Origin of the sequence: Pseudomonas sp. St386 (assembly GCF_018325865.1) — a bacterium.
GTDB lineage: Bacteria > Pseudomonadota > Gammaproteobacteria > Pseudomonadales > Pseudomonadaceae > Aquipseudomonas > Aquipseudomonas brassicacearum.
The window spans coordinates 6,509,952-6,529,242 of sequence record NZ_AP021900.1; the positions used below are offsets into that span (position 1 = coordinate 6,509,952).

The 19,291-nt window shown below is 61.2% G+C and carries 17 protein-coding genes and 1 pseudogene; 7 read left to right on the plus strand and 11 right to left on the minus strand.

All coding sequences use genetic code 11. The features are described 5' to 3' along the window. Window positions 1-35 precede the first annotated feature (35 nt). Together ssuE and KI235_RS28965 are read right to left on the minus strand one after the other, a co-directional pair. On the minus strand, window positions 36-629 hold the full coding sequence (gene ssuE / locus KI235_RS28960) for an NADPH-dependent FMN reductase (protein WP_003206651.1): 594 nt from the start codon (window positions 627-629) through the stop codon (window positions 36-38). A gap of 309 nt (window positions 630-938) precedes the next feature. Further along, complete coding sequence (locus KI235_RS28965; RefSeq protein ID WP_003206652.1) at window positions 939-1,577, minus strand: peroxiredoxin; 639 nt, start codon at window positions 1,575-1,577, stop codon at window positions 939-941. A 335-nt stretch (window positions 1,578-1,912) separates the two neighbouring features. Here KI235_RS28965 and KI235_RS28970 point away from each other — a divergent pair, with 335 nt between their 5' ends. Continuing rightward, entirely contained in the window at window positions 1,913-2,308 is a 396-nt protein-coding gene (locus tag KI235_RS28970; RefSeq protein WP_013694506.1) for a nucleotidyltransferase domain-containing protein, read from the plus strand. Between the two features lie 146 nt (window positions 2,309-2,454). Here the strand turns inward: KI235_RS28970 and KI235_RS28975 are convergent. From KI235_RS28975 to argE, 3 genes and pseudogenes are all read right to left on the minus strand, one after another. Continuing rightward, window positions 2,455-3,776 (minus strand): annotated as a pseudogene (locus tag KI235_RS28975) (OprD family porin). 473 nt (window positions 3,777-4,249) lie between these two features. Next, window positions 4,250-5,548 (minus strand): amino-acid N-acetyltransferase, encoded by a 1,299-nt coding sequence (gene argA, locus KI235_RS28980; protein WP_028237445.1) that lies wholly within the window; start codon window positions 5,546-5,548, stop codon window positions 4,250-4,252. A gap of 137 nt (window positions 5,549-5,685) precedes the next feature. After that, window positions 5,686-6,843, minus strand: a complete 1,158-nt coding sequence (gene argE, locus KI235_RS28985; protein ID WP_003206658.1) for an acetylornithine deacetylase — start codon at window positions 6,841-6,843, stop codon at window positions 5,686-5,688. A gap of 146 nt (window positions 6,844-6,989) precedes the next feature. On the opposite strand from argE, the gene KI235_RS28990 reads away from it, so the two are divergent. Then, the gene (locus tag KI235_RS28990; RefSeq protein WP_013694509.1) at window positions 6,990-8,357 is read left to right on the plus strand and encodes a CYTH domain-containing protein; all 1,368 of its coding nucleotides are present in this window, start codon (window positions 6,990-6,992) and stop codon (window positions 8,355-8,357) included. Between the two features lie 130 nt (window positions 8,358-8,487). Here KI235_RS28990 and KI235_RS28995 read toward each other — a convergent pair whose 3' ends face one another. Then, entirely contained in the window at window positions 8,488-8,958 is a 471-nt protein-coding gene (locus KI235_RS28995; RefSeq protein WP_003206662.1) for an Lrp/AsnC family transcriptional regulator, read from the minus strand. 126 nt (window positions 8,959-9,084) lie between these two features. Here KI235_RS28995 and KI235_RS29000 point away from each other — a divergent pair, with 126 nt between their 5' ends. From KI235_RS29000 to KI235_RS29020, 5 genes are all read left to right on the plus strand, one after another. Beyond that, window positions 9,085-9,423, plus strand: a complete 339-nt coding sequence (locus tag KI235_RS29000; RefSeq protein ID WP_028237444.1) for a hypothetical protein — start codon at window positions 9,085-9,087, stop codon at window positions 9,421-9,423. 144 nt (window positions 9,424-9,567) lie between these two features. Further along, window positions 9,568-11,352 (plus strand): GspE/PulE family protein, encoded by a 1,785-nt coding sequence (locus KI235_RS29005; protein ID WP_003206666.1) that lies wholly within the window; start codon window positions 9,568-9,570, stop codon window positions 11,350-11,352. Between the two features lie 186 nt (window positions 11,353-11,538). After that, entirely contained in the window at window positions 11,539-12,459 is a 921-nt protein-coding gene (locus tag KI235_RS29010) for an SPFH domain-containing protein (protein WP_003206668.1), read from the plus strand. A gap of 9 nt (window positions 12,460-12,468) precedes the next feature. Next, window positions 12,469-12,918, plus strand: coding sequence for an NfeD family protein (locus KI235_RS29015; protein ID WP_003206671.1), 450 nt, complete (start codon window positions 12,469-12,471; stop codon window positions 12,916-12,918). Window positions 12,919-12,983: 65 nt separating this feature from the next. Further along, the gene (locus tag KI235_RS29020; protein ID WP_170846005.1) at window positions 12,984-13,304 is read left to right on the plus strand and encodes a DUF2388 domain-containing protein; all 321 of its coding nucleotides are present in this window, start codon (window positions 12,984-12,986) and stop codon (window positions 13,302-13,304) included. A 120-nt stretch (window positions 13,305-13,424) separates the two neighbouring features. Here the strand turns inward: KI235_RS29020 and gcvH are convergent, their stop codons facing one another. The 5 genes from gcvH to KI235_RS29045 form a co-directional block, all read right to left on the minus strand. After that, the gene (gene gcvH / locus KI235_RS29025) at window positions 13,425-13,808 is read right to left on the minus strand and encodes a glycine cleavage system protein GcvH (RefSeq protein ID WP_003206674.1); all 384 of its coding nucleotides are present in this window, start codon (window positions 13,806-13,808) and stop codon (window positions 13,425-13,427) included. A 51-nt stretch (window positions 13,809-13,859) separates the two neighbouring features. Further along, window positions 13,860-14,942, minus strand: a complete 1,083-nt coding sequence (gene gcvT / locus KI235_RS29030; protein ID WP_003206676.1) for a glycine cleavage system aminomethyltransferase GcvT — start codon at window positions 14,940-14,942, stop codon at window positions 13,860-13,862. Window positions 14,943-15,097: 155 nt separating this feature from the next. Next, a complete protein-coding gene (locus tag KI235_RS29035) occupies window positions 15,098-16,714 on the minus strand; it encodes an iron ABC transporter permease (RefSeq protein ID WP_028237443.1) in 1,617 nt (538 codons plus the stop codon). Window positions 16,715-16,801: 87 nt separating this feature from the next. Further along, window positions 16,802-17,806 carry an extracellular solute-binding protein gene (locus KI235_RS29040; protein ID WP_028237442.1) on the minus strand — a complete coding sequence of 335 codons (1,005 nt, stop codon included), beginning with the start codon at window positions 17,804-17,806 and terminating at the stop codon, window positions 16,802-16,804. 246 nt (window positions 17,807-18,052) lie between these two features. Continuing rightward, window positions 18,053-19,270 (minus strand): 2-octaprenyl-3-methyl-6-methoxy-1,4-benzoquinol hydroxylase, encoded by a 1,218-nt coding sequence (locus tag KI235_RS29045; RefSeq protein ID WP_180988347.1) that lies wholly within the window; start codon window positions 19,268-19,270, stop codon window positions 18,053-18,055. Between the last annotated feature and the right edge of the window lie 21 nt (window positions 19,271-19,291).

Below are 19,291 nucleotides of genomic sequence, written 5' to 3' on the forward strand. Positions count from 1 at the left end.
CTGAGTAAGGTGAGTTGAATCAGGGTGTTCGGGGGTCAAATGCTCCAGCGAGCACTCAACAAACGTTCGTTCAATACACTGGGGTCCAGCGGCCTGGGCCGACGGGCCATGGCGCTGAGAAACTGTTCCAGCGCCTCGTCCAGACGCTGCTGCAGAGCCGGTGCCAATTGCGCCTGGGCGTTGCCTTCGCCATAAGCGATCTGGCTGTCTTCGGCAAAGATCCCGTGGAGCATTTCCTGGGCCTTGAGCGCCGACAACACTGGCTTGAGGGCGTAATCCACCGCCAGCATGTGGGCGATGCTGCCGCCGGTTGCCATCGGCAACACCACTTTATGAGCCAGGGCGCGTTCAGGCAGCAGGTCCAGCACGGTCTTCAGCGCACCGGAAAAAGACGCCTTGTACACCGGCGTGGCAATCAACAGGCCGTCGGCATTTTCGATCTGCTGGAGCAGGTCGATCACCTTCGGGCTGTCGAAACGGGCATGGAGCAGATCTTCGGCCGGAAAATCGCGCACCTGATAGCTCACCACTTCCACACCTTGCTGCTGCAACCAGCGTTGCGACCGCTCCAGCAGCACCCCGGAGCGGGAGCGTTGGCTGGGACTGCCACCGAGTGAGACGACCAACATGCCTGCTATTCCTTAACTGTCACGTGCGATTCGCGGTGGGCGATCTCGCTGTATGGGTCAAACCATAACAGGGGATCAATATATCTTTAAATCATATTTATTCATTTGGTTATGCAGTTTAGAGATATGAAGTTCACTCTCTTTAAGCAATAAAAAAAGGCCGTCGAAACGGCCAAAACCCTTGGTGCACAGAAATCCCCTGTGGGAGCGAGCTTGCTCGCGATAGCGGTGTATCAGTCGACATCGACGTTGGCAGATCCGACGCCATCGCGAGCAAGCTCGCTCCCACAGGTTCAGGTCGGGTGTGCGTCAGCGGTTGGGCTGCGGGGTCAGGCGCAGGTAAGGTTTCACAGCGCGATAGCCCTTGGGAAAACGCTGCTTGAGTTCCTCTTCATCCTTGAGCGACGGCACGATCACCACTTCATCACCGTCCTGCCAGTTGGCCGGGGTGGCGACTTTGTAGTTGTCGGTCAATTGGAGGGAGTCGATCACCCGCAGGATCTCATTGAAATTGCGCCCGGTGCTGGCTGGGTAGGTGATGGTCAGGCGGATCTTCTTGTTCGGGTCGATCACGAACAAGGAGCGTACAGTCAAAGTGTCGCTGGCGTTGGGATGGATCAGGTCGTACAGATCCGACACCTTACGATCGGCATCAGCCAGGATCGGAAAATTGACCACGGCGTTCTGGGTCTCGTTGATGTCCTCGATCCACTTGTGGTGCGAGTCCACCGGGTCGACCGAGAGGGCAATGGCCTTGACGCCGCGCTTTGCGAACTCGTCCTTGAGCTTGGCGGTCAGGCCCAACTCGGTGGTGCACACCGGGGTGAAGTCTGCCGGGTGGGAAAACAGCACGCCCCAGCTGTCGCCGAGCCATTCGTGGAAGCGAATCTTGCCGGCGCTGGAATCCTGTTCGAAGTCGGGGGCGATGTCGCCGAGTCTGAGGCTCATGGTGCGGCTCCTGGATGAGGTTGTTGTGAGCCCAACTTTGCACCGGTTTCGTTTGCTTTAAAAAGAATAAATATCCATTTATCTAGATCGATAGTGAATATAAAAAACTGTTCACTGGCGCGATTCCGCATACCGGCACAAGATCGCCAGCGAGGTTCGAGAAGGCCTCGAGTTGCTGAAAAGAGGAGAAGTTTCGAGGAGGGCTACAGGGGTGGGCCTGACTCGAAAACGCAAAAGCCCCACCCGGCGTGTAGCCGGGTGGGGCTTTTTTTGCTTTGTGTTCACATTACGGAATTATTGACGCGATTTCAGGACGAGCGGCTACGATAGGCAACATGAACACTAAAGCATTGTTGACTCATCTGCAAAACCAACTCTCTGGTCTGCTGGCGGTTTACCTGTTTGGTAGCCATGCACAGGAAACCGCCGGGCCTGGCAGTGATGTCGATATAGCTGTGCTCTGGACCGGTCAGGTCGACCCCGTGTTGTTATGGCAGCTTTCCGGGGACTTGGCGGATATAGCCGGATGCCCAGTGGATCTGCTTGATTTACGTGCGGCAACGACGGTGATGCAGTATCAGATCCTGACCCGTGGTCGGAGGCTCTGGGCTAGAGACGTACAGGCGGGGTTGTTCGAATGTTTTATCCTCAGCGAAAAAACCGCTCTCGACGAAGCTCGGGCAGGCCTGTTCAAGGACATTCACGAAAAAGGCATCGTGTACGGTCGATGATGTACTGATTCAATAAAGCGGCGTGTATTGAGCGTTGCATCCCCCGGATACGGGAGGAATACAAGACGGATCCCACTACCTGACCCAAAACGCAAAAGCCCCGCCCGGCGTGCTGCCGGGCGGGGCTTTTTTTACTTCGCTACGTCTTACATGAAGTTGTAAGTGTAGTTGAAGATCAGGCGGGTCTGATCCTGGCTGTCGCCTGCACCACTGCTGCGGTAAGTACCCTGACGCAGGGTAGTGCCGAAGCCTTTCAACGCACCTTGCTGGATTACGTAATCCACACGCATGTCGCGTTCCCACTCGGAGTAATCGCTTCCACCAGCAGTGGCGGATTTGACGTCGTCACCACGCAGGTAGGCAACCGAGGCTTTCAGGCCTGGAACGCCCAGGGAAGCGAAGTCGTAGGAGTATTGACCGAACGTGGTGTTTTCACCGGCACGGACAAACCCGTTGATCATGCTGTCGGTGAACAGGTAGAAACTCGCACCACCGGCACCTTCGGGACGACCGTTGCCGTTCACCACGTTGCCCTGGTTCAGGTATACGAAGCCACCGTCATCACCGACTTGCTGGTGACCCAGCAGGAAGGCGCTGCCGCCCAAGGTGTAAGTGAACATGGCGCTCCAGGTCTTGTTATCGACCTCGCCCGCATGCTTGGCATAACCGCCGTTGTTGTTGAACTGATAACCCGCGTCGCCGTTACGGCCGTCCGAGCTGCTGTCGAAGTAGCGCAGGTCGGTCTTGAAGGATTGACCTTCGCTGATCGGGAAAACGTGTACCGCACCCAGGAAGTGCTGCTTGTAGTAATCCTGCAGGTTGGCGTAGTAGTACTGCAGGGTCAGGTCTTTGGTGACCTTCCAGTCTGCACCGCCAAAACGGAACTGGTTGCTGTCCTGGGTACCGCCCGCCACTGCCAGGCCGGTGCTGTTGCTCGATGCACGGCCTGTTGCGTGTTCCAACTGACCAGCGTTGAAAGTGACGTTGTCGATTTCCTTGGAGGTGATGGTGCCACCTTCAAAGGTCTGTGGCAGCAGACGGCTGTCGTTGGCAACCAGGATCGGCAGGTTAGGCGCCAGGGCGCCACCCAGGTGGGCCTCGGTCTTGGAGAACAGCGCCTTTACGTTGCCGGACAAACGGCTCCAATCATGTACCGCCGAACCATCAGTATCGGCTGGCATATAGGAACCGTTGTTACGCCCGTCCCCCCATCGAGACGAATACCCACCAGCGCCTGAGCGTCGATACCGAAGCCAACAACACCTTGCGTGAAGCCGGACTTGTAGTCGAACTTGAGGCCGGTACCCGTTTCGCGCAGGTCCTCTTTGCCCGTCTCACGGTTATCGTTATTGAAATACAACGTACGAGAACTGACAGACGCCTTGCTGTCCTCGATAAAACCAGCGGCGCCTGCCTGCTGCGCCAGAACCCCAACAGCCACGGCCAGGGCCAAGGTGGACTTGTTCATGCTTCGCTCCTCTCGTTTTCTAATTCTTGTGTGTCTTTGGTTCCGGATCGAACGCCCGGATCCCGCGGATGCGCGATTAGCGCCAGACCGTGACTGACAAGTCAATCGTAACCATTTATGACTACGACTATGGTCTAACCCCTCTACACCGGACCGCAGGATAATGGATTCTTTATAATTCCAAAAAGAATTGTTTCAACAGTTTTCAGCTCGTTTCGACATATGAGTGCCATCACAGCACCATCAGGCCGTGACATGACTTATCGGCGACGCAGGAAATTACTGAACGATGATTCGTCGGGGATTTACGAGGCCCGCGAATTCTTGGTGACGAGCTGTGTTTGCGCGCCTCCTGCGCCTTCGATTCCTGTTCACGACCGCTCGCGCATGCCGCGATCTTGACGCGTTCCAGACTAGCTGCTCATTGTCTGAAATCAAGAAGATCGCGGCAGAGCAAGTTTTCCGACGGCGGCCTACAAGGATTTTTCGAAGATTTTCGAATTGCGCTGGTAGTTGTAGAGCGAAGCCCGCGCCGCCGGCAGGCGCTCGACACTGCTGGGTTCAAAGCCACGTTCACGGAACCAGTGGGCAGTCCGGGTCGTCAGCACGAACAGCGTCTTGAGCCCCTGGGCGCGGGCCCGGGTTTCGATCCGCTCCAGCAGTTCATCGCCACGGCCACCGTGGCGGTATTCCGGGTTCACGGCCAGGCAGGCCAGCTCCCCGGCGTCCGAATCGGCGATCTGGTACAACGCCGCGCAGGCGATGATCATGCCTTCGCGCTCGACCACGCTGAACTGCTCGATCTCGCGCTCCAGCACTTCGCGGGAGCGACGCACCAGGATCCCCTGCTCTTCCAGCGGGCTGATCAGGTCCAGCAGGCCGCCAACATCCTCAATGGCCGCTTCGCGTACCACCTCGAATTGCTCCTGGGCCACCAACGTACCGCTGCCATCGCGGGTGAACAGTTCGGTCAGCAGCGCACCGTTCTCGGCATAGCTGACGATATGGCTGCGCGCCACCCCGCCACGACAGGCCTGGGCCGCCGCGTCCAGCAGTTCGGCCTGATAGTCGCTGCCCAGGCGTTGCATATGGCCCGGAACCTGTTGCGGGCGCAATTCGCGAACCAGCCGCCCGTCCTCACCGATAAGCCCCTGCTCGGCACCGAACAGCAGCAGCTTGTCGGCTGCCAGGTCGATGGCTGCCCGGGTGGCAACGTCTTCGCAGGCGAGGTTGAAGATCTCGCCGGTGGGCGAATAACCCAACGGCGACAGCAGCACGATGGAGCGTTCGTCCAGCAGGCGATTGATACCCTTGCGATCGACCCGGCGCACTTCACCGGTGTGGTGATAATCCACGCCCTCGAGCACACCGATGGGACGCGCGGTGACCAGGTTGCCGCTGGCGACCCGCAGCCGCGAGCCCTGCATGGGCGAGGACGCCATGTCCATGGACAGGCGGGCCTCGATGGCGATGCGCAACTGGCCGACCGCATCGATCACACACTCCAGGGTCGCGGCATCGGTGATGCGCATGCCGTGGTGGTAATGGGGAGTGAGGCCCCGTGCAGCGAGGCGGGTCTCGATCTGCGGACGCGAACCATGGACCAGCACCAGGCGCACGCCGAGGCTGTGCAACAGCACCAGATCGTGGACGATGTTGCCGAAATTAGGGTGTTCCACCCCGTCGCCGGGCAGCATGACGATGAAGGTGCAATCGCGGTGGGCGTTGATGTAGGGCGAAGCGTGACGAAGCCAATTGACGTACTCGGGCATGAACCTGGACCTGTAATAAATAACAGCCAAAAAAAGACGAAACAGAACGCACAACGGGCTGGTGGTTATCGTCGGAACAGGCTTGGCGACACGCGCGCTCTCCTCATGTGATGAATACGGCCCCGCAAGGGGGCAATTTAACCGACCGTGGCCGGTGTCAGGCAGTAATGACCAATCAATTGTTGCAACAGCTGTACGGTAGGTTGCAAACGTGACATTTCAAGGTACTCGCCCGGCTGGTGAGCGCAGGCGATATCGCCAGGGCCGAGCACCAGGGTTTCACAGCCAAGGCGCTGAAGATAAGGCGCTTCGGTGCCAAACGCCACTGCTTCGGCACGATGGCCGGTGAGTCGCTCGGCCACCCGTACCAGCTCGCAGTCTTCGGCCTGCTCGAAGGGTGGCACTTCGGGGAACAGCGGTGCGTAGTCGATCTTGACTTTATGGCGTTCGGCGATAGGGTTCAGCTTCTGTTGGATCGCCGCCCGCAGCACTTGCGGGTCCATGCCCGGCAAGGGGCGCAGGTCGAATTCCATGGAGCATTGGCCACAGATGCGGTTGGGATTGTCGCCGCCATGGATGCAGCCGAAGTTCAGGGTCGGTTGTGGAACGGTGAACTGCGGGTTACGGAACTCACGTTGCCATTGCAGGCGCAGCCCGCGCAATTCGCCCATGGCATCGTGCATGGCTTCCAGCGCGCTGTGGCCCAGGCTCGGATCGGAGGAATGGCCGCTGCGCCCGAGAATGTCGATGCGCTCCATCATCACGCCCTTGTGCAGGCGAATCGGCCGCAGGCCGGTCGGCTCACCGATCACCGCCGCACGCCCCAATGGTCGCCCGGCATCGGCCAGGGCCCGGGCGCCGGCCATGGAGCTTTCCTCGTCGCAGGTCGCGAGGATCAGCAGCGGTTGCTTGAACGGTTGGTCCAGCAGCGGCTTGACCGCTTCAATGACCAGGGCGAAAAAGCCCTTCATGTCACAGCTGCCCAGGCCCACCCAGCGGCCATCGACCTCGGTGAGCTTCAGCGGATCGGTCTGCCACAACGCGCCGTCGAACGGCACCGTGTCGCTGTGACCAGCCAGCACCAGGCCGCCGGGGCCGCTGCCAAAACTGGCCAGCAGGTTGAATTTGCCAGGGCTGACCTGCTGGATATCACAGCAGAACCCCAGCTCAGTGAGCCAGCCTGCCAGCAGCTCGATCACGGCACTGTTGGACTGGTCCAGCCCAGGCTGGGTACAACTGACCGAAGGTGCGGCGATCAGGGCAGCGAATTGATCTTTCATGGACGGCAAAGGCATCGCTGACTCCGGGCTTACAGATTGACGTTCATCATAGAACCATCTGGACCCAGGAATAAACCTAGGGCGAGTGAGTCCTGTACACTGCACGGCCTTGGCAGCCACACCTTCCCCGGCTGCACACCCGATCCCTGGATTTTCCGGCCATGCAGAAAGAAACCGAAATCAAACTCCGCGTCAGCCGCGAGACCCTGGCAGCCTTGCGCGAGCATCCGCTGCTGAAAAAACGCAACAAGAGTGGCTGGGAACGCCACGAACTGATGAACCAGTATTTCGACACGCCGGAGCGTGACCTGGCCCAGGCCAAGGTCGCCCTGCGCCTGCGTCGCGACGGCGAAGAGGTGATCCAGACCCTCAAGACCCGCGGCCAGAGCGTCGCCGGCCTGTCCGAGCGCAACGAGTACGATTGGCACCTGCCCAAGGCCAAGCTCGACCTGAAGAAGCTCGACGGCGAGTGCTGGCCCGAGGCCTTGGCCGAACTGGACAAGAAAACCCTCAAGGCCATCTTCACCACCGACTTCGTTCGCGAACGCGCTGAAATCGCCTGGGGCCGTGGCAAAAGCAAGGTGGTCATCGAAGCCGCCCTGGACCTGGGCCATGTGGTGGTGGGCAAGCAGAAGGAAGAAATCTGCGAACTGGAGCTGGAACTGCGCGAAGGCGAACCCGCCGCCCTGCTGGAACTGGCCGCCGAGCTGGCCGCAACCCTGCCCTTGATGCCTTGCGACATCAGCAAGGCCGAGCGTGGCTATCGCCTGTATGACGCGGGCAGCTACGCCCTGAGCCTGCCGGCCCCGCAACTGACCGCCGAAACGCCGCTGGATGACGCCTTCGCCGCGCTGAGCTGGCATCTGCTCGGCAGCAGCCAACGCCTGGCCGAGCAATACCGTTTCAACGGCCACTGGCGCTTGCTGCAGGACTGGGTGGAAAACCTCGCCGAACTGCGCGCCCTGCTCAGCAGCCTCGGCCAGGCCGCGCCGCGCCAATCGACCCACGACTTGCGCCTGGCCCTGGACGCGTTGCTGGAAGACTGGCGCCCACTGGTCCAGGCCGGCCTGGATGACGAAGACGTGCGCAAGGCGGCACCGGAACAGTTCCTTGAAGAGCTGCAAGACCCGCGCTGGGGCCTGTTTTCCCTCAACACTTCCCGCTGGCTGCTGGCGCGCAGCTGGGCCGCCGAGCGCAACACCCGTGGCAATCGCCAGGGCGCGGCGCAACTGGGCAGCTGGCTGCCGCGCCTGCTGGGCGAAGAATCCTCGTCCCTGCAATTGCAACGCTATCAGCAACAGCCGGAAGACCTGGCCGAGCAACTGCCGCGCATCGAACGCATCCAGGCCTGGCTGCACCATGCCCGCCATGTACTGGAGATCCCGGAAATGGATCGCCTCTACGGCGAGCTGAACAAACTGGCGCAACTGGCCAACCAACCGATCACTGATGAAACGCTGGATGCGCGCAAGCAGCAGGCGATTGCGGTTTACCAGAATCGGGCCTGGAAGACTTTACTGCGTCTGTGATGCCGCCATCGCGAGCAAGCTCGCTCCCACAGAGGTTCAGTGTTGTACACACATGTTGTGGCCACTGAAGATCAACTGTGGGAGCGAGCTCGCTCGCGATGAGGCCAGCAAAAACACCGCAGAAACAAGCTCAACGCACCACAGGCAAACTCGTCGTCGACTTGATCTCCGACAGCGCCACGATCGAGTTCACTTCCTGGATCCCCGGCACCATCGACAGCTTTTCGAAAAAGAATCGCTCATACGCCTCGATATCGGCGGTGACGATGCGCAGCAGAAAATCCACCGACCCCATCAGCACGTAACACTCCAGCACTTCGGGGAAGCCGCGGATCGCCTCGGTGAATTCGGTGAAGTTCGAACGACCGTGGGCGTTGAGTTTGATTTCGGCGAAGATCTGCGTGTTAAGGCCGATTTTCTTGCGATCCAGCAGAGTCACCTGGCCGCGAATGATGCCCTCCTCCTTCATCCGCTGGATCCGCCGCCAGCACGGCGATTGAGACAAGCCGACCTGTTCGGCGATCTGCGCACTGGACAGCGAGGCATCCTCCTGCAGCAGCGCCAGTATCCTGCGGTCGTAGCTATCCAGTTCACTGTGCATGATCAAACCCGAAATGATTGATTTATAGAATCAAGCGATTCAAAACATCGCCATAATCACTCATCTTAGATAAGAAATACCCCAGCTCGCATGTAAATATTTCTCCCGCCACCAAGGAGACCGAACATGCCCCCACTCGAAGCCGTTGCCATAGCCCCGCCCCGCGCCGACGTCTGGCACGCCGCCAATACCCATTGCCGGGTGCAGTACCAGATAGTGGCCGAAGCCGAGCCGGACTTGCTGTGTCGGGCGTTGAACCTGTTTGCCTTGCAGGGCCTGACGCCGCAGCAGGTTCATGTCGAGCGCCTTGGCGATGTGCTGGCGCTGGACATCGTCATGGATGGGCTGAGCTTGCACCGTGCCCAGGTCATCGCTGAAAAATTACGTAACCTGATCAGCGTCTGTTCGGTGGACCTGCAAGACGCTGATATTGCGCACGTTGGGCCGGCCCAAGCCGTCTGTTGAACGCCCATGGGCAAGAACTGGTAACGCATTGGTCGGGTAGTGGCCCAACGGTCTACGGGGTCGGGACTATTCTTTTGCAGACCGAGCGAGGACGCCGAAGCGTCTGTATCGCGGCTTTGCTGCAATTGTCCAATAGGAACCCGCATGTCCACCAAACACGCCACTCAGGACCGCTGGCTGGACCTCAACGATCTGCTGCGCCAACTGGTCACCCAGGGCCTCATCAGCCAGGATTCAGCCGAAACCGCGCTGAACGCCCGCCGACGCCACAGCGCCAATAGCCAGTTGCATCCGCTGGAGTTCATCGCCAACCAGCATCTGGACGACCTCAGCCGGCCCGGCAAGCGCCTGGACCTGGAGAACCTGACCCTGTGGCTGTCCCAGCAGGCCGACCAGCCCTACATGCGCATCGACCCGTTGAAAATCAACGTCGCGGCCGTGACGCCCTTGATGTCCTATGCCTTTGCCCAGCGCCACAAGATCCTTGCGGTGGCGGTCGATCGTGACGCCGTCACCGTCGCCAGCGCACAGCCCTACGTCAACAGCTGGGAAGCCGACCTGACCCACGTGCTCAAGCTGCCGATCAAGCGGGTGATCGCCAACCCGGTGGACATCCAGCGCTTGAGCGTGGAGTTCTATCGCCTGGCCAAATCGGTCAGCGGCGCCACCGCGGTCGATCAGCAGCCGAGCAACCTGAGCAATTTCGAACAGTTGCTCAACCTGGGGGCCAGCGACCAGGAGCCGGACGCCAACGACGCCCACATCGTCAACATTGTCGACTGGCTGTTCCAGTACGCCTTCCAGCAGCGCGCCAGTGATATCCACATCGAACCGCGCCGCGAGCAGGGCACCGTGCGGTTTCGCATCGACGGGGTGCTGCACACCGTCTATCAGTTCCCGCCGCAGGTCACGATGGCAATCGTCAGCCGTCTCAAGAGCCTGGGGCGGATGAACGTCGCGGAAAAACGCAAACCCCAGGACGGCCGGGTCAAGACCAAGACCCCGGACGGTGGCGAAGTGGAGTTGCGCCTGTCGACCTTGCCCACCGCGTTCGGCGAAAAAATGGTCATGCGGATCTTCGACCCGGAAGTGTTGCTCAAGGACTTCGACCAACTCGGCTTCTCCGCCGACGACCTGCGTCGCTGGCAGGACATGACCCGCCAGCCCAACGGCATCATCCTGGTGACCGGGCCCACCGGTTCCGGCAAGACCACCACCCTCTACACCACCCTCAAGAAACTGGCGACGCCGGAAGTGAACCTCTGCACCATCGAGGACCCGATTGAAATGGTCGAGGCCTCCTTCAACCAGATGCAGGTCCAGCACAACATCGACCTGTCCTTCGCCGCCGGGGTGCGGGCGCTGATGCGACAAGACCCGGACATCATCATGATCGGTGAGATCCGCGACCTGGAGACTGCCGAGATGGCGATCCAGGCGGCGCTCACCGGGCACCTTGTGCTGTCGACGCTGCACACCAACGACGCGCCGAGCGCCATCAGTCGCCTGCTGGAGCTGGGTGTGCCCCATTACCTGATCAAGGCCACCGTGCTCGGGGTCATGGCCCAGCGGCTGGTGCGCACGCTGTGCCCTCAATGCAAGGCCCCGCTGACCCTGGATGAAGACGACTGGCAAACCCTGACGCGGCCCTGGCAGGCGCCGCTGCCGAGCAATGCCCAACAGGCCGTCGGTTGCCTGGAGTGCCGCGACACCGGTTACCGCGGCCGCGCCGGCGTCTACGAAATCATGCAACTGACCGACAGCGTCAAAGCCTTGATCCACCCCGACACCGACCTGCTGGCGGTACGCCGCCAGGCATTCAAGGAAGGCATGCGCAGCCTGCGACTGTCGGGGGCGCAAAAGGTGGCGGCGGGCTTGACCACGGTCGAGGAAGTGCTGCGGGTGACGCCGCAGAGCGAGCAGAAGTAGTTGTGGCGGCACCTGTGGCGAGAGGTTCTGGGAGCAAGGCTTGCCCGCGATGAAAATGACGCGGTCTCCCGGGGAAGCAAGGCGCCTGCATCGCGAGCAAGCTTTGCTCCCACATAGCGAAGATACTGGCCGCGTGCCCTACACTCAGGGCTCGCAGGTCCATCTCAATTCGCACAGGGAACCGTCATGCAGATCGGTAGTGTACTTTTACTTTTCATCGGCCTCGTGGTCGCCATCCTGTTCATGGGGTTCAAGGTCGTGCCCCAAGGCTACCAATGGACCGTCGAGCGGTTCGGCCGCTACACCAACACGCTCAAGCCCGGCCTGAATATCATCATCCCGGTGATGGATCGCATCGGGCGCAAGATCAATGTCATGGAAAGCGTACTGGACATCCCGCCCCAGGAAGTCATTACCGCCGACAACGCCACGGTGCAGATCGACGCCGTGTGCTTCTTCCAGGTGGTCAACACCGCCCAGGCTGCCTACGAGGTCAACAACCTCGAGCACGCCATTCGCAACCTGCTGCAAACCAATATCCGTACCGTGCTGGGGTCCATGGAGCTGGACGCGATGCTGAGCCAGCGCGACGGTATCAACGAAAAACTGCTGCGCACCGTCGATGAAGCCACAGCGCCGTGGGGCATCAAGATCACCCGGATCGAGATCAAGGACATCAGCCCGCCGGCCGACCTGATGGCCGCCATGTCGGGGCAGATGAAAGCCGAACGCATCAAGCGTGCCCAGATCCTCGAAGCCGAGGGCCTGCGAGCGTCGGCGATTCTCACCGCCGAAGGCAAGAAGCAGGCGCAAATCCTCGAGGCCGAGGGCAGCCGCCAGGCCGCGTTCCTGGAGTCCGAGGCCCGCGAGCGCCAGGCACAAGCCGAAGCGCTGGCCACCCAGGTGGTGTCCCAGGCGATTGCCGACGGTAACGTCCAGGCGGTGAACTACTTCGTCGCGCAGAAATACATCGATGCGCTGGGCAAACTGGCTTCGGCCAACAACAGCAAGGTAATCCTGATGCCACTGGAAGCCAGCCAGGTCATCGGTGCGGTCGGCGGCATTGGCGAGATCGTCAAGGCCACCTTCGACAGCAAGAAAGCCTGAGGCGCGCGTATGTGGATGTTCCTGCAACACATGTCGTACTGGGACTGGCTGGCGCTGGGCGTCATCCTGCTGATCCTCGAAGTGTTCGGCGCCGGCGGCTACTTGCTGTGGATCGGCATGGCCGCCGCGGCAGTCGGCGTGCTCACGTTCATCCTGCCGCAGATGCCGTGGGAGCTGCAGTTCCTGTTGTTCGGCCTGTTCGCCATCGCGACGGCACTGTACTGGTGGCGACGCCAGCGCAGCGCGGTGCGCCAAAGCGATCAACCGCACCTGAACCTGCGCGGGCAAGAGCTGATCGGCAAGGTCTTCCAGGTTCATGAAGCGATTGTCGATGGCCGCGGCAAGATCAAGGTGGCCGACAGCGTCTGGCTGGCCAAGGGCCCCGAGTCGTCCGTGGGCACGCGGGTCAGGGTGGTGGCGCAGGAAGGCGCGGTGCTGCAGGTGGAGCGGGCTGACTGAGAGGTCATGGAACTGAATAGAGGCGCAGGTAATCCAACGTCATAGTTAACCCAGTGGAGTCACCTATCATGCGTCTCAAACTTGCTGTCGCTACCCTAGCCTTGCTGTCTCTTCCTGTTGGCTCGGCAATGGCCGACACGTTTTGGCGTAACGTCATCTCATCCGGTGCGACCACCGGTTCCACCTACCTGACCTTCAAGGATCACAAGCTGATCGTCGCCGCCCAGGACGACGCCGGCAGCTTCGTCGCCAGTGATGGCGGTATTCGGGGCCCTTACCTGGAAGCGGCGATGCAGAAAGTGCGCGCCGACAACCCAGGCCTGCAAGCCACCGACATGGAACTGGCCAACGCTATCCTGGCGAAAAACGCCGTCGCCCAGGACTGATTCCCGGCCAATACAAAATGCCGCTCGATCGAGCGGCATTTTTTTTGCCCGGTGAACACCCCAAGGCTGTCCCAACCCTTGTGGGAGCGAGCTTGCTCGCTCCCACAAGTGCAGTCGTCCTTATTCGCCGATAGCGGACTTGTAGCCTGCCGCATCAAGCAACTTGCCCACCTCGGCCTTGTCGCTTGGCTTGAGCTTGAAGATCCAGGCGCCATACGGATCGGAGTTCAGCAGCTCCGGCGAACCGCTCAGCTCTTCATTGACCGCGATCACTTCACCTGCAATCGGGGAATAGATATCGGAAGCCGCTTTGACCGACTCGACCACACCGGCCTGGTCACCTGCGCCAAAGACCTTACCGACTTCAGTCAGCTCGACAAATACCACATCGCCCAAGGCTTCCTGCGCATGATCACTGATGCCCACGGTGACGGTACCGTCAGCTTCCAGGCGTGCCCACTCATGGCTTTCGGCAAAACGCAGTTCGGCAGGGATATCACTCATATTCTGTGTCCTCAAGAGAAGTGTCAGCGGCCAGCGGCCCGCCGCAAAAGGTTAGATCAGGGTTTTGCCATGGCGGACGAAGGTCGGTTTGACCACCCGTACCGGATACCACTTGCCGCGAATTTCTACCTCGGCACGGTCGGCGGTAGCCATCGGAACACGTGCCAGGGCAATCGACTTGCTAAGCGTAGGAGAAAAACTACCACTGGTGATCTCCCCTTCGCCAACATTGGCGATGCGGACCACCTGATGGGCGCGCAAGACACCCCGCTCTTCCAGCACCAGCCCGACCAATTTGTGCTGCACACCGCTGGCAAGCTCGGCTTGCAGCGCACTGCGCCCGATGAACTGACGGCTCGCCGGTTCCCAGGCGATGCTCCAGGCCATGTTCGAGGCCAGGGGCGAAACGTCCTGGTTGATGTCCTGGCCGTAGAGGTTCATGCCGGCCTCCAGGCGCAAGGTATCGCGGGCGCCGAGGCCAATGGGCGAAATACCGGCCCCTACCAGGTCGTTGAAGAAACTCGGGGCTTCCTGGGCGGGCAGGACGATTTCCAGGCCATCTTCGCCGGTATAACCGGTCCGGGCGATGAACCATTCGCCGTCGGCGCGACCTTCGAAAGGCTTGAGTTGCTGGATGATCTGCCCACGCGGTTGCGTCACCAGTTCGGCAATCTTCTGCCGGGCCTGGGGGCCCTGGATCGCCAGCATCGCCAGTTCGGGGCGCTCATGCAACTGCACGTCGTAGCCACCGAGCTGTGCCTGCATCCAGGCCAGATCCTGATCGCGGGTCGAGGCGTTGAAGACCAACCGATAACCGTCCTCGACACGATAGATGATCATGTCGTCGACGATGCCGCCGCGCTCATTGAGCATCGCGCTGTACAAGGCACTGCCTGTGTCCTGCAAACGATCGACGTCATTGGCCAGCAAACGCTGCAACCAAACCTTGGCCTGGGGGCCGGCGACATCGATCACGGTCATGTGGGATACATCGAACACTCCGCAGTCGCGACGCACCTGATGGTGTTCTTCGACTTGCGAGCCGTAGTGCAAAGGCATATCCCAACCGCCAAAATCGACCATCTTCGCGCCAAGGGCGAGATGAAGGTCATACAGAGGCGTACGCTGTCCCATGGGTTTCTCCTTCCGGGCTTGGCGAAGGTGCGGACGGGCACTGCATAACGCGAACGTCTGAAAAAAGGAGTTTTCTGACGTTCTCAGTTGCCCGGTCCGACAGACGGACCGCACCGAATGCCGCGCATTGTAGCCGCATGAGGTGGGACTGACACCTAGCTGTTTCGATGGGCCGAACGTCGTATCAATCCGATGACTGGCAACAACCCCACCAGTACCAACGTCAGCGCCGGCAGCGCGGCCCGGGCCCACTCCCCTTCGCTGGTCATCTCGAAGATCCGCACCGCCAGCGTATCCCAGCCGAACGGGCGCATCAGCAGGGTCGCGGGCATTTCCTTGAGCACGTCGACGAACACCAGCAACGCCGCGCTCAAGGTGCCGGGCAACAGCAACGGCAGATACACTTTGAAAAACAGTCGTGGCCCACTGACCCCTAGGCTGCGTGCAGCCTCGGGCAAGGACGGACGAATTCGCGCCAGGCTGCTCTCCAACGGACCGTAGGCCACGGCCAGGAAGCGCACCAGATATGCCAGCAACAGCGCCGACAGGCTACCCAGCAACAACGGCTTGCCTGCCCCACCGAGCCAGCTCGACAGCGGGATGACCAGCTCACGGTCCAGGTAGCTGAATGCAAGCATGATCGATACCGCGAGCACCGAACCGGGCAAGGCATAGCCCAGGTTCGCCAGGCCGACGCCGGCACGAATCGGACGGGTTGGCGCCAGCCGTCGGGCGAACGCCAGCAGCAAGGCCACGCAAACGGTGATCAGCGCGGCCAGGCCGCCCAGGTAGAGGGTGTGGACGATCAGCCCGGCATAACGTTCGTCCAGGTCGAAACGACCGCGTTGCCAGAACCACACCACCAACTGAAGCACCGGAATGACAAAGGCACAGGCGAACACCAGGAAACACCAACAGCTGGCTGCCACGGCCTTGAGACCGCGCAACGTATACAAAGCCTTGGCTCGGGGACGCTCGTTGCTGGCTCGGTGGGCACCGCGGGCCCGGCGTTCGCCGTAGAGCACCAGCATCACCGCCAGTAACAGCAGGCTGGCCAGTTGGGCTGCGCTGGAGAGACTGAAGAAGCCGTACCAGGTCTTGTAGATCGCGGTGGTAAAGGTGTCGAAGTTGAACACCGATACCGCGCCGAAATCCGCCAGTGTCTCCATCAGCGCCAACGCCACGCCCGCACCGATGGCCGGCCGGGCCATCGGCAGCGCCACGCGCCAGAACGCCTGCCACGGCGACTGCCCGAGCACCCGTGCGGCTTCCATCAAGCCCTTGCCCTGGGCCAGGAATGCACTGCGCGCCAGCAGATAGACGTAAGGGTAAAAGACCAGCACCAGCACCAGGATCACCCCACCGGTGGAACGGACCCGGGGCAGGCGCAGGCCGCTGCCGAACCATTCACGCATGAGTGTCTGCACGGGGCCTGCAAAGTCCAGCAGGCCAACGAAGACAAACGCCAACACGTAGGCCGGAATCGCAAACGGCAGCATCAACGCCCAGTCGAGCCAGCGTCGCCCGGGGAATTCACACAGGCTGGTGAGCCAGGCGAGACTGACACCCAGCAACGTCACCCCGACACCCACGCCAAGGATCAACGTGAGGGTGTTGCCCAGCAAGCGCGGCATTTGCGTGTCCCACAAGTGGGACCAGATCTGTTGGTCGATGCTCTGCCAGGACAGCAGCAAGACGCTCAAGGGCAACAGGACCAGCGCGGCAATGGCAAAGACCAGGGGGTACCAACGGCGTTGGGCGGGGTGGGCCAAGGGGTGCTCTCGTTTAAATGATGATGCCCGCGCATTCGCGCGGGCACCTATCTTACAACCGCCACAGGGAGCCGTGCCTGAGTTGGATTAATTCCAGCCAGCGCGATCCATCATGCGTATGGCTTCGGCCTGGCGTTTACCCGCGACTTCCACCGGCAGGGTATCGGCCTTGAACTTGCCCCAGGCCGCCACTTCCTTGGACGGCTCGACTTTCGGGTTGGCCGGGAATTCCTGGTTCACGTCGGCGAAGATGCTTTGCGCTTCTGGCGTGGTCATCCACTCCACCAGCTTCTTCGCAGCGTCCGGATGCGGTGCATGCTTGGTCAAGCCAATCCCCGAGAGGTTGATGTGCACGCCACGGTCGGCCTGGTTCGGCCAGAACAGCTTCACCTTCAGGTCCGGCTTCTGCTGGTGCAGGCGGCCGTAGTAGTAGGTATTGACGATGCCGACGTCGCACTGCCCGGCGTTGATCGCCTCAAGCAGCGCGGTGTCATCGGAGAAGACGTCGGTGGACAGGTTCCGGACCCAACCCTTGAGGATCTCCTCGGTTTTTTCCGCACCGTGGGTTTCGATCAGGGTGGCGGTCAGCGACTGGTTATAGACCTTCTTCGACGTGCGCAGGCACAGGCGGCCCTCCCACTCGTCACCCGCCAAGGCCTCGTAGGTGCTCAGCTCACTGGGTTTGACCCGATCAGTGGAGTAGACGATGGTCCGCGCCCGCAGGCTCAAGCCGGTCCAGGCGTGGGAAGAGGCGCGATATTGGGACGGGATGTTGGCGTCGATCACCGGCGAGGTGAACGGTTGGAGGATGCCCATCTGCTCGGCCTGCCAGAGGTTGCCGGCGTCGACGGTGAGCAGCAGGTCGGCGGTGGCGTTCTCACCCTCGGCCTTGATCCGCTGCATCAGCGGCGCTTCCTTGTCGGTGATGAACTTCACCGACACGCCGGTCTTCCTGGTGTAGGCATCGAAGACCGGTTTGATCAGTTCGTCTATGCGCGAAGAGTAGACCACCACCTCATCGGCGGCCTGGGCGGCAGTGGCACCGATCAGGGTCAAGGCGAGGGCGGACAGCAGGCGCTTGGGTGCCGACATGGTAGCGGTCTCTGGATTGTGAACGAAGCGCAAATGATAAGGACTCACATTTGGCATCTCAATCGAACAATGGCTGGACACATTTCCAAATGTTGCAACTTTGAGATGCGCAGTGTTTTTGCGTCTGCCATCGCGGGCAAGCCTTGCTCCCACAAAAGCTCGTCCCACATTGCACACCTGTGGGAGCAAGAGCTTGTGTGGGAGCAAGGCTTGCCCGCGATGAGGCCATAAGCCCCAACCCACCTCTCAGGCCTTGGCCAGATCCGGCAAATCCCCAATCAACCCCAGCGCCTCGCGCACAAACAACGCCTTGGCCTCGGGCATGCGGTCCACCAGCTTCAACCCGGTATTACGCAACCAGCGCACCGGCAATGGATCGGCCTGGAACAAGCGCTCGAAACCTTCCATCGCCGCCATCAACGCCAGGTTATGGGGCATGCGTCGCCGCTCGTAGCGGCTCAGCACCTTCACGTCCGCCAGTCGTTCGCCACGCCCGGCCGCCTGCAACAGCACTTCGGCCAGCACGGCGGCGTCGAGGAAGCCCAGGTTCACGCCCTGCCCGGCCAACGGATGAATGGTATGGGCCGCGTCGCCGATCAATGCCAGCCCTTCGGCCACATAGCGCTTGGCATGTCGTTGGCGCAGCGGCACGCACAGGCGTGGGTCGGCACTCAGTACCGTGCCGAGCTGGCCTTCAAAGGCCCGTTCCAGTTCGCTGCAGAATTGAGTTTCATCGAGCGCCATCAAGCGCTGCGCTTCACCGGGGGTGGTGGACCAGACGATCGAGCACCAGTCGTGCCGGCCGTCACGCTCAAGTGGCAGGAACGCCAGCGGACCGTTGTCGGTGAAACGCTGCCAGGCCGTCATTCGATGCGGCCGGGCGCTGCGCACGCTGGTGACGATGGCGTGGTGCAGGTAATCCCATTCCCGCGTGGCAACGCCGGTCAGGCGACGCACGGCGGAATTCGCGCCGTCAGCCGCGATGACCAGGGGCGCGCGCAACGTACGGCCATCGGCCAGGGTCAGCAGCCAGTCGTCACCGGAACGACGCATCTGTTCCAGCCGGGCATTGGCCAGCAGGCCCAGGTCGCAGTCATGCAGTCGATCCAGCAAGGCGTCCTGCACAACGCGGTTTTCAACGATGTGCCCAAGCGCCTCGGCGTGCAGGCTGGCGGCCGAGAAATGGATCTGCCCGGTGCCGCTGCCGTCCCAGACGTGCATGTCGGTATAGGGGCTGGCGCGCCGGGCGGTGATGCCGTCCCAGACGCCCAGGCGATCGAGGATCCGCTGGCTGGCCGTCGACAAGGCACTGACCCGGGGTTCGAACGCGGCCTGGGGGTCGAAGGGTTTGACACTCATCGGGCTGCCGTCGAGCAGCAGCACTTGCAGGCCACTGCCCTGCAACGCCAGCGCCAGGGCGCTGCCGACCATACCGGCGCCGACAATCAGCAGATCTGCACGCAATTCCATGCTCTAAGCCTGTTT

Excerpts from the sequence above, each read along its gene's own strand:
- ssuE (WP_003206651.1), bottom strand. The coding sequence starts at position 629 with ATGTTGGTCGTCTCACTCGGTGGCAGTCCCAGCCAACGCTCCCGCTCC.
- KI235_RS28965 (WP_003206652.1), bottom strand. The coding sequence starts at position 1,577 with ATGAGCCTCAGACTCGGCGACATCGCCCCCGACTTCGAACAGGATTCC.
- KI235_RS28970 (WP_013694506.1), top strand. The coding sequence starts at position 1,913 with ATGAACACTAAAGCATTGTTGACTCATCTGCAAAACCAACTCTCTGGT.
- argA (WP_028237445.1), bottom strand. The coding sequence starts at position 5,548 with ATGCCCGAGTACGTCAATTGGCTTCGTCACGCTTCGCCCTACATCAAC.
- argE (WP_003206658.1), bottom strand. The coding sequence starts at position 6,843 with ATGCCTTTGCCGTCCATGAAAGATCAATTCGCTGCCCTGATCGCCGCA.
- KI235_RS28990 (WP_013694509.1), top strand. The coding sequence starts at position 6,990 with ATGCAGAAAGAAACCGAAATCAAACTCCGCGTCAGCCGCGAGACCCTG.
- KI235_RS28995 (WP_003206662.1), bottom strand. The coding sequence starts at position 8,958 with ATGCACAGTGAACTGGATAGCTACGACCGCAGGATACTGGCGCTGCTG.
- KI235_RS29000 (WP_028237444.1), top strand. The coding sequence starts at position 9,085 with ATGCCCCCACTCGAAGCCGTTGCCATAGCCCCGCCCCGCGCCGACGTC.
- KI235_RS29005 (WP_003206666.1), top strand. The coding sequence starts at position 9,568 with ATGTCCACCAAACACGCCACTCAGGACCGCTGGCTGGACCTCAACGAT.
- KI235_RS29010 (WP_003206668.1), top strand. The coding sequence starts at position 11,539 with ATGCAGATCGGTAGTGTACTTTTACTTTTCATCGGCCTCGTGGTCGCC.
- KI235_RS29015 (WP_003206671.1), top strand. The coding sequence starts at position 12,469 with ATGTGGATGTTCCTGCAACACATGTCGTACTGGGACTGGCTGGCGCTG.
- gcvH (WP_003206674.1), bottom strand. The coding sequence starts at position 13,808 with ATGAGTGATATCCCTGCCGAACTGCGTTTTGCCGAAAGCCATGAGTGG.
- gcvT (WP_003206676.1), bottom strand. The coding sequence starts at position 14,942 with ATGGGACAGCGTACGCCTCTGTATGACCTTCATCTCGCCCTTGGCGCG.
- KI235_RS29040 (WP_028237442.1), bottom strand. The coding sequence starts at position 17,806 with ATGTCGGCACCCAAGCGCCTGCTGTCCGCCCTCGCCTTGACCCTGATC.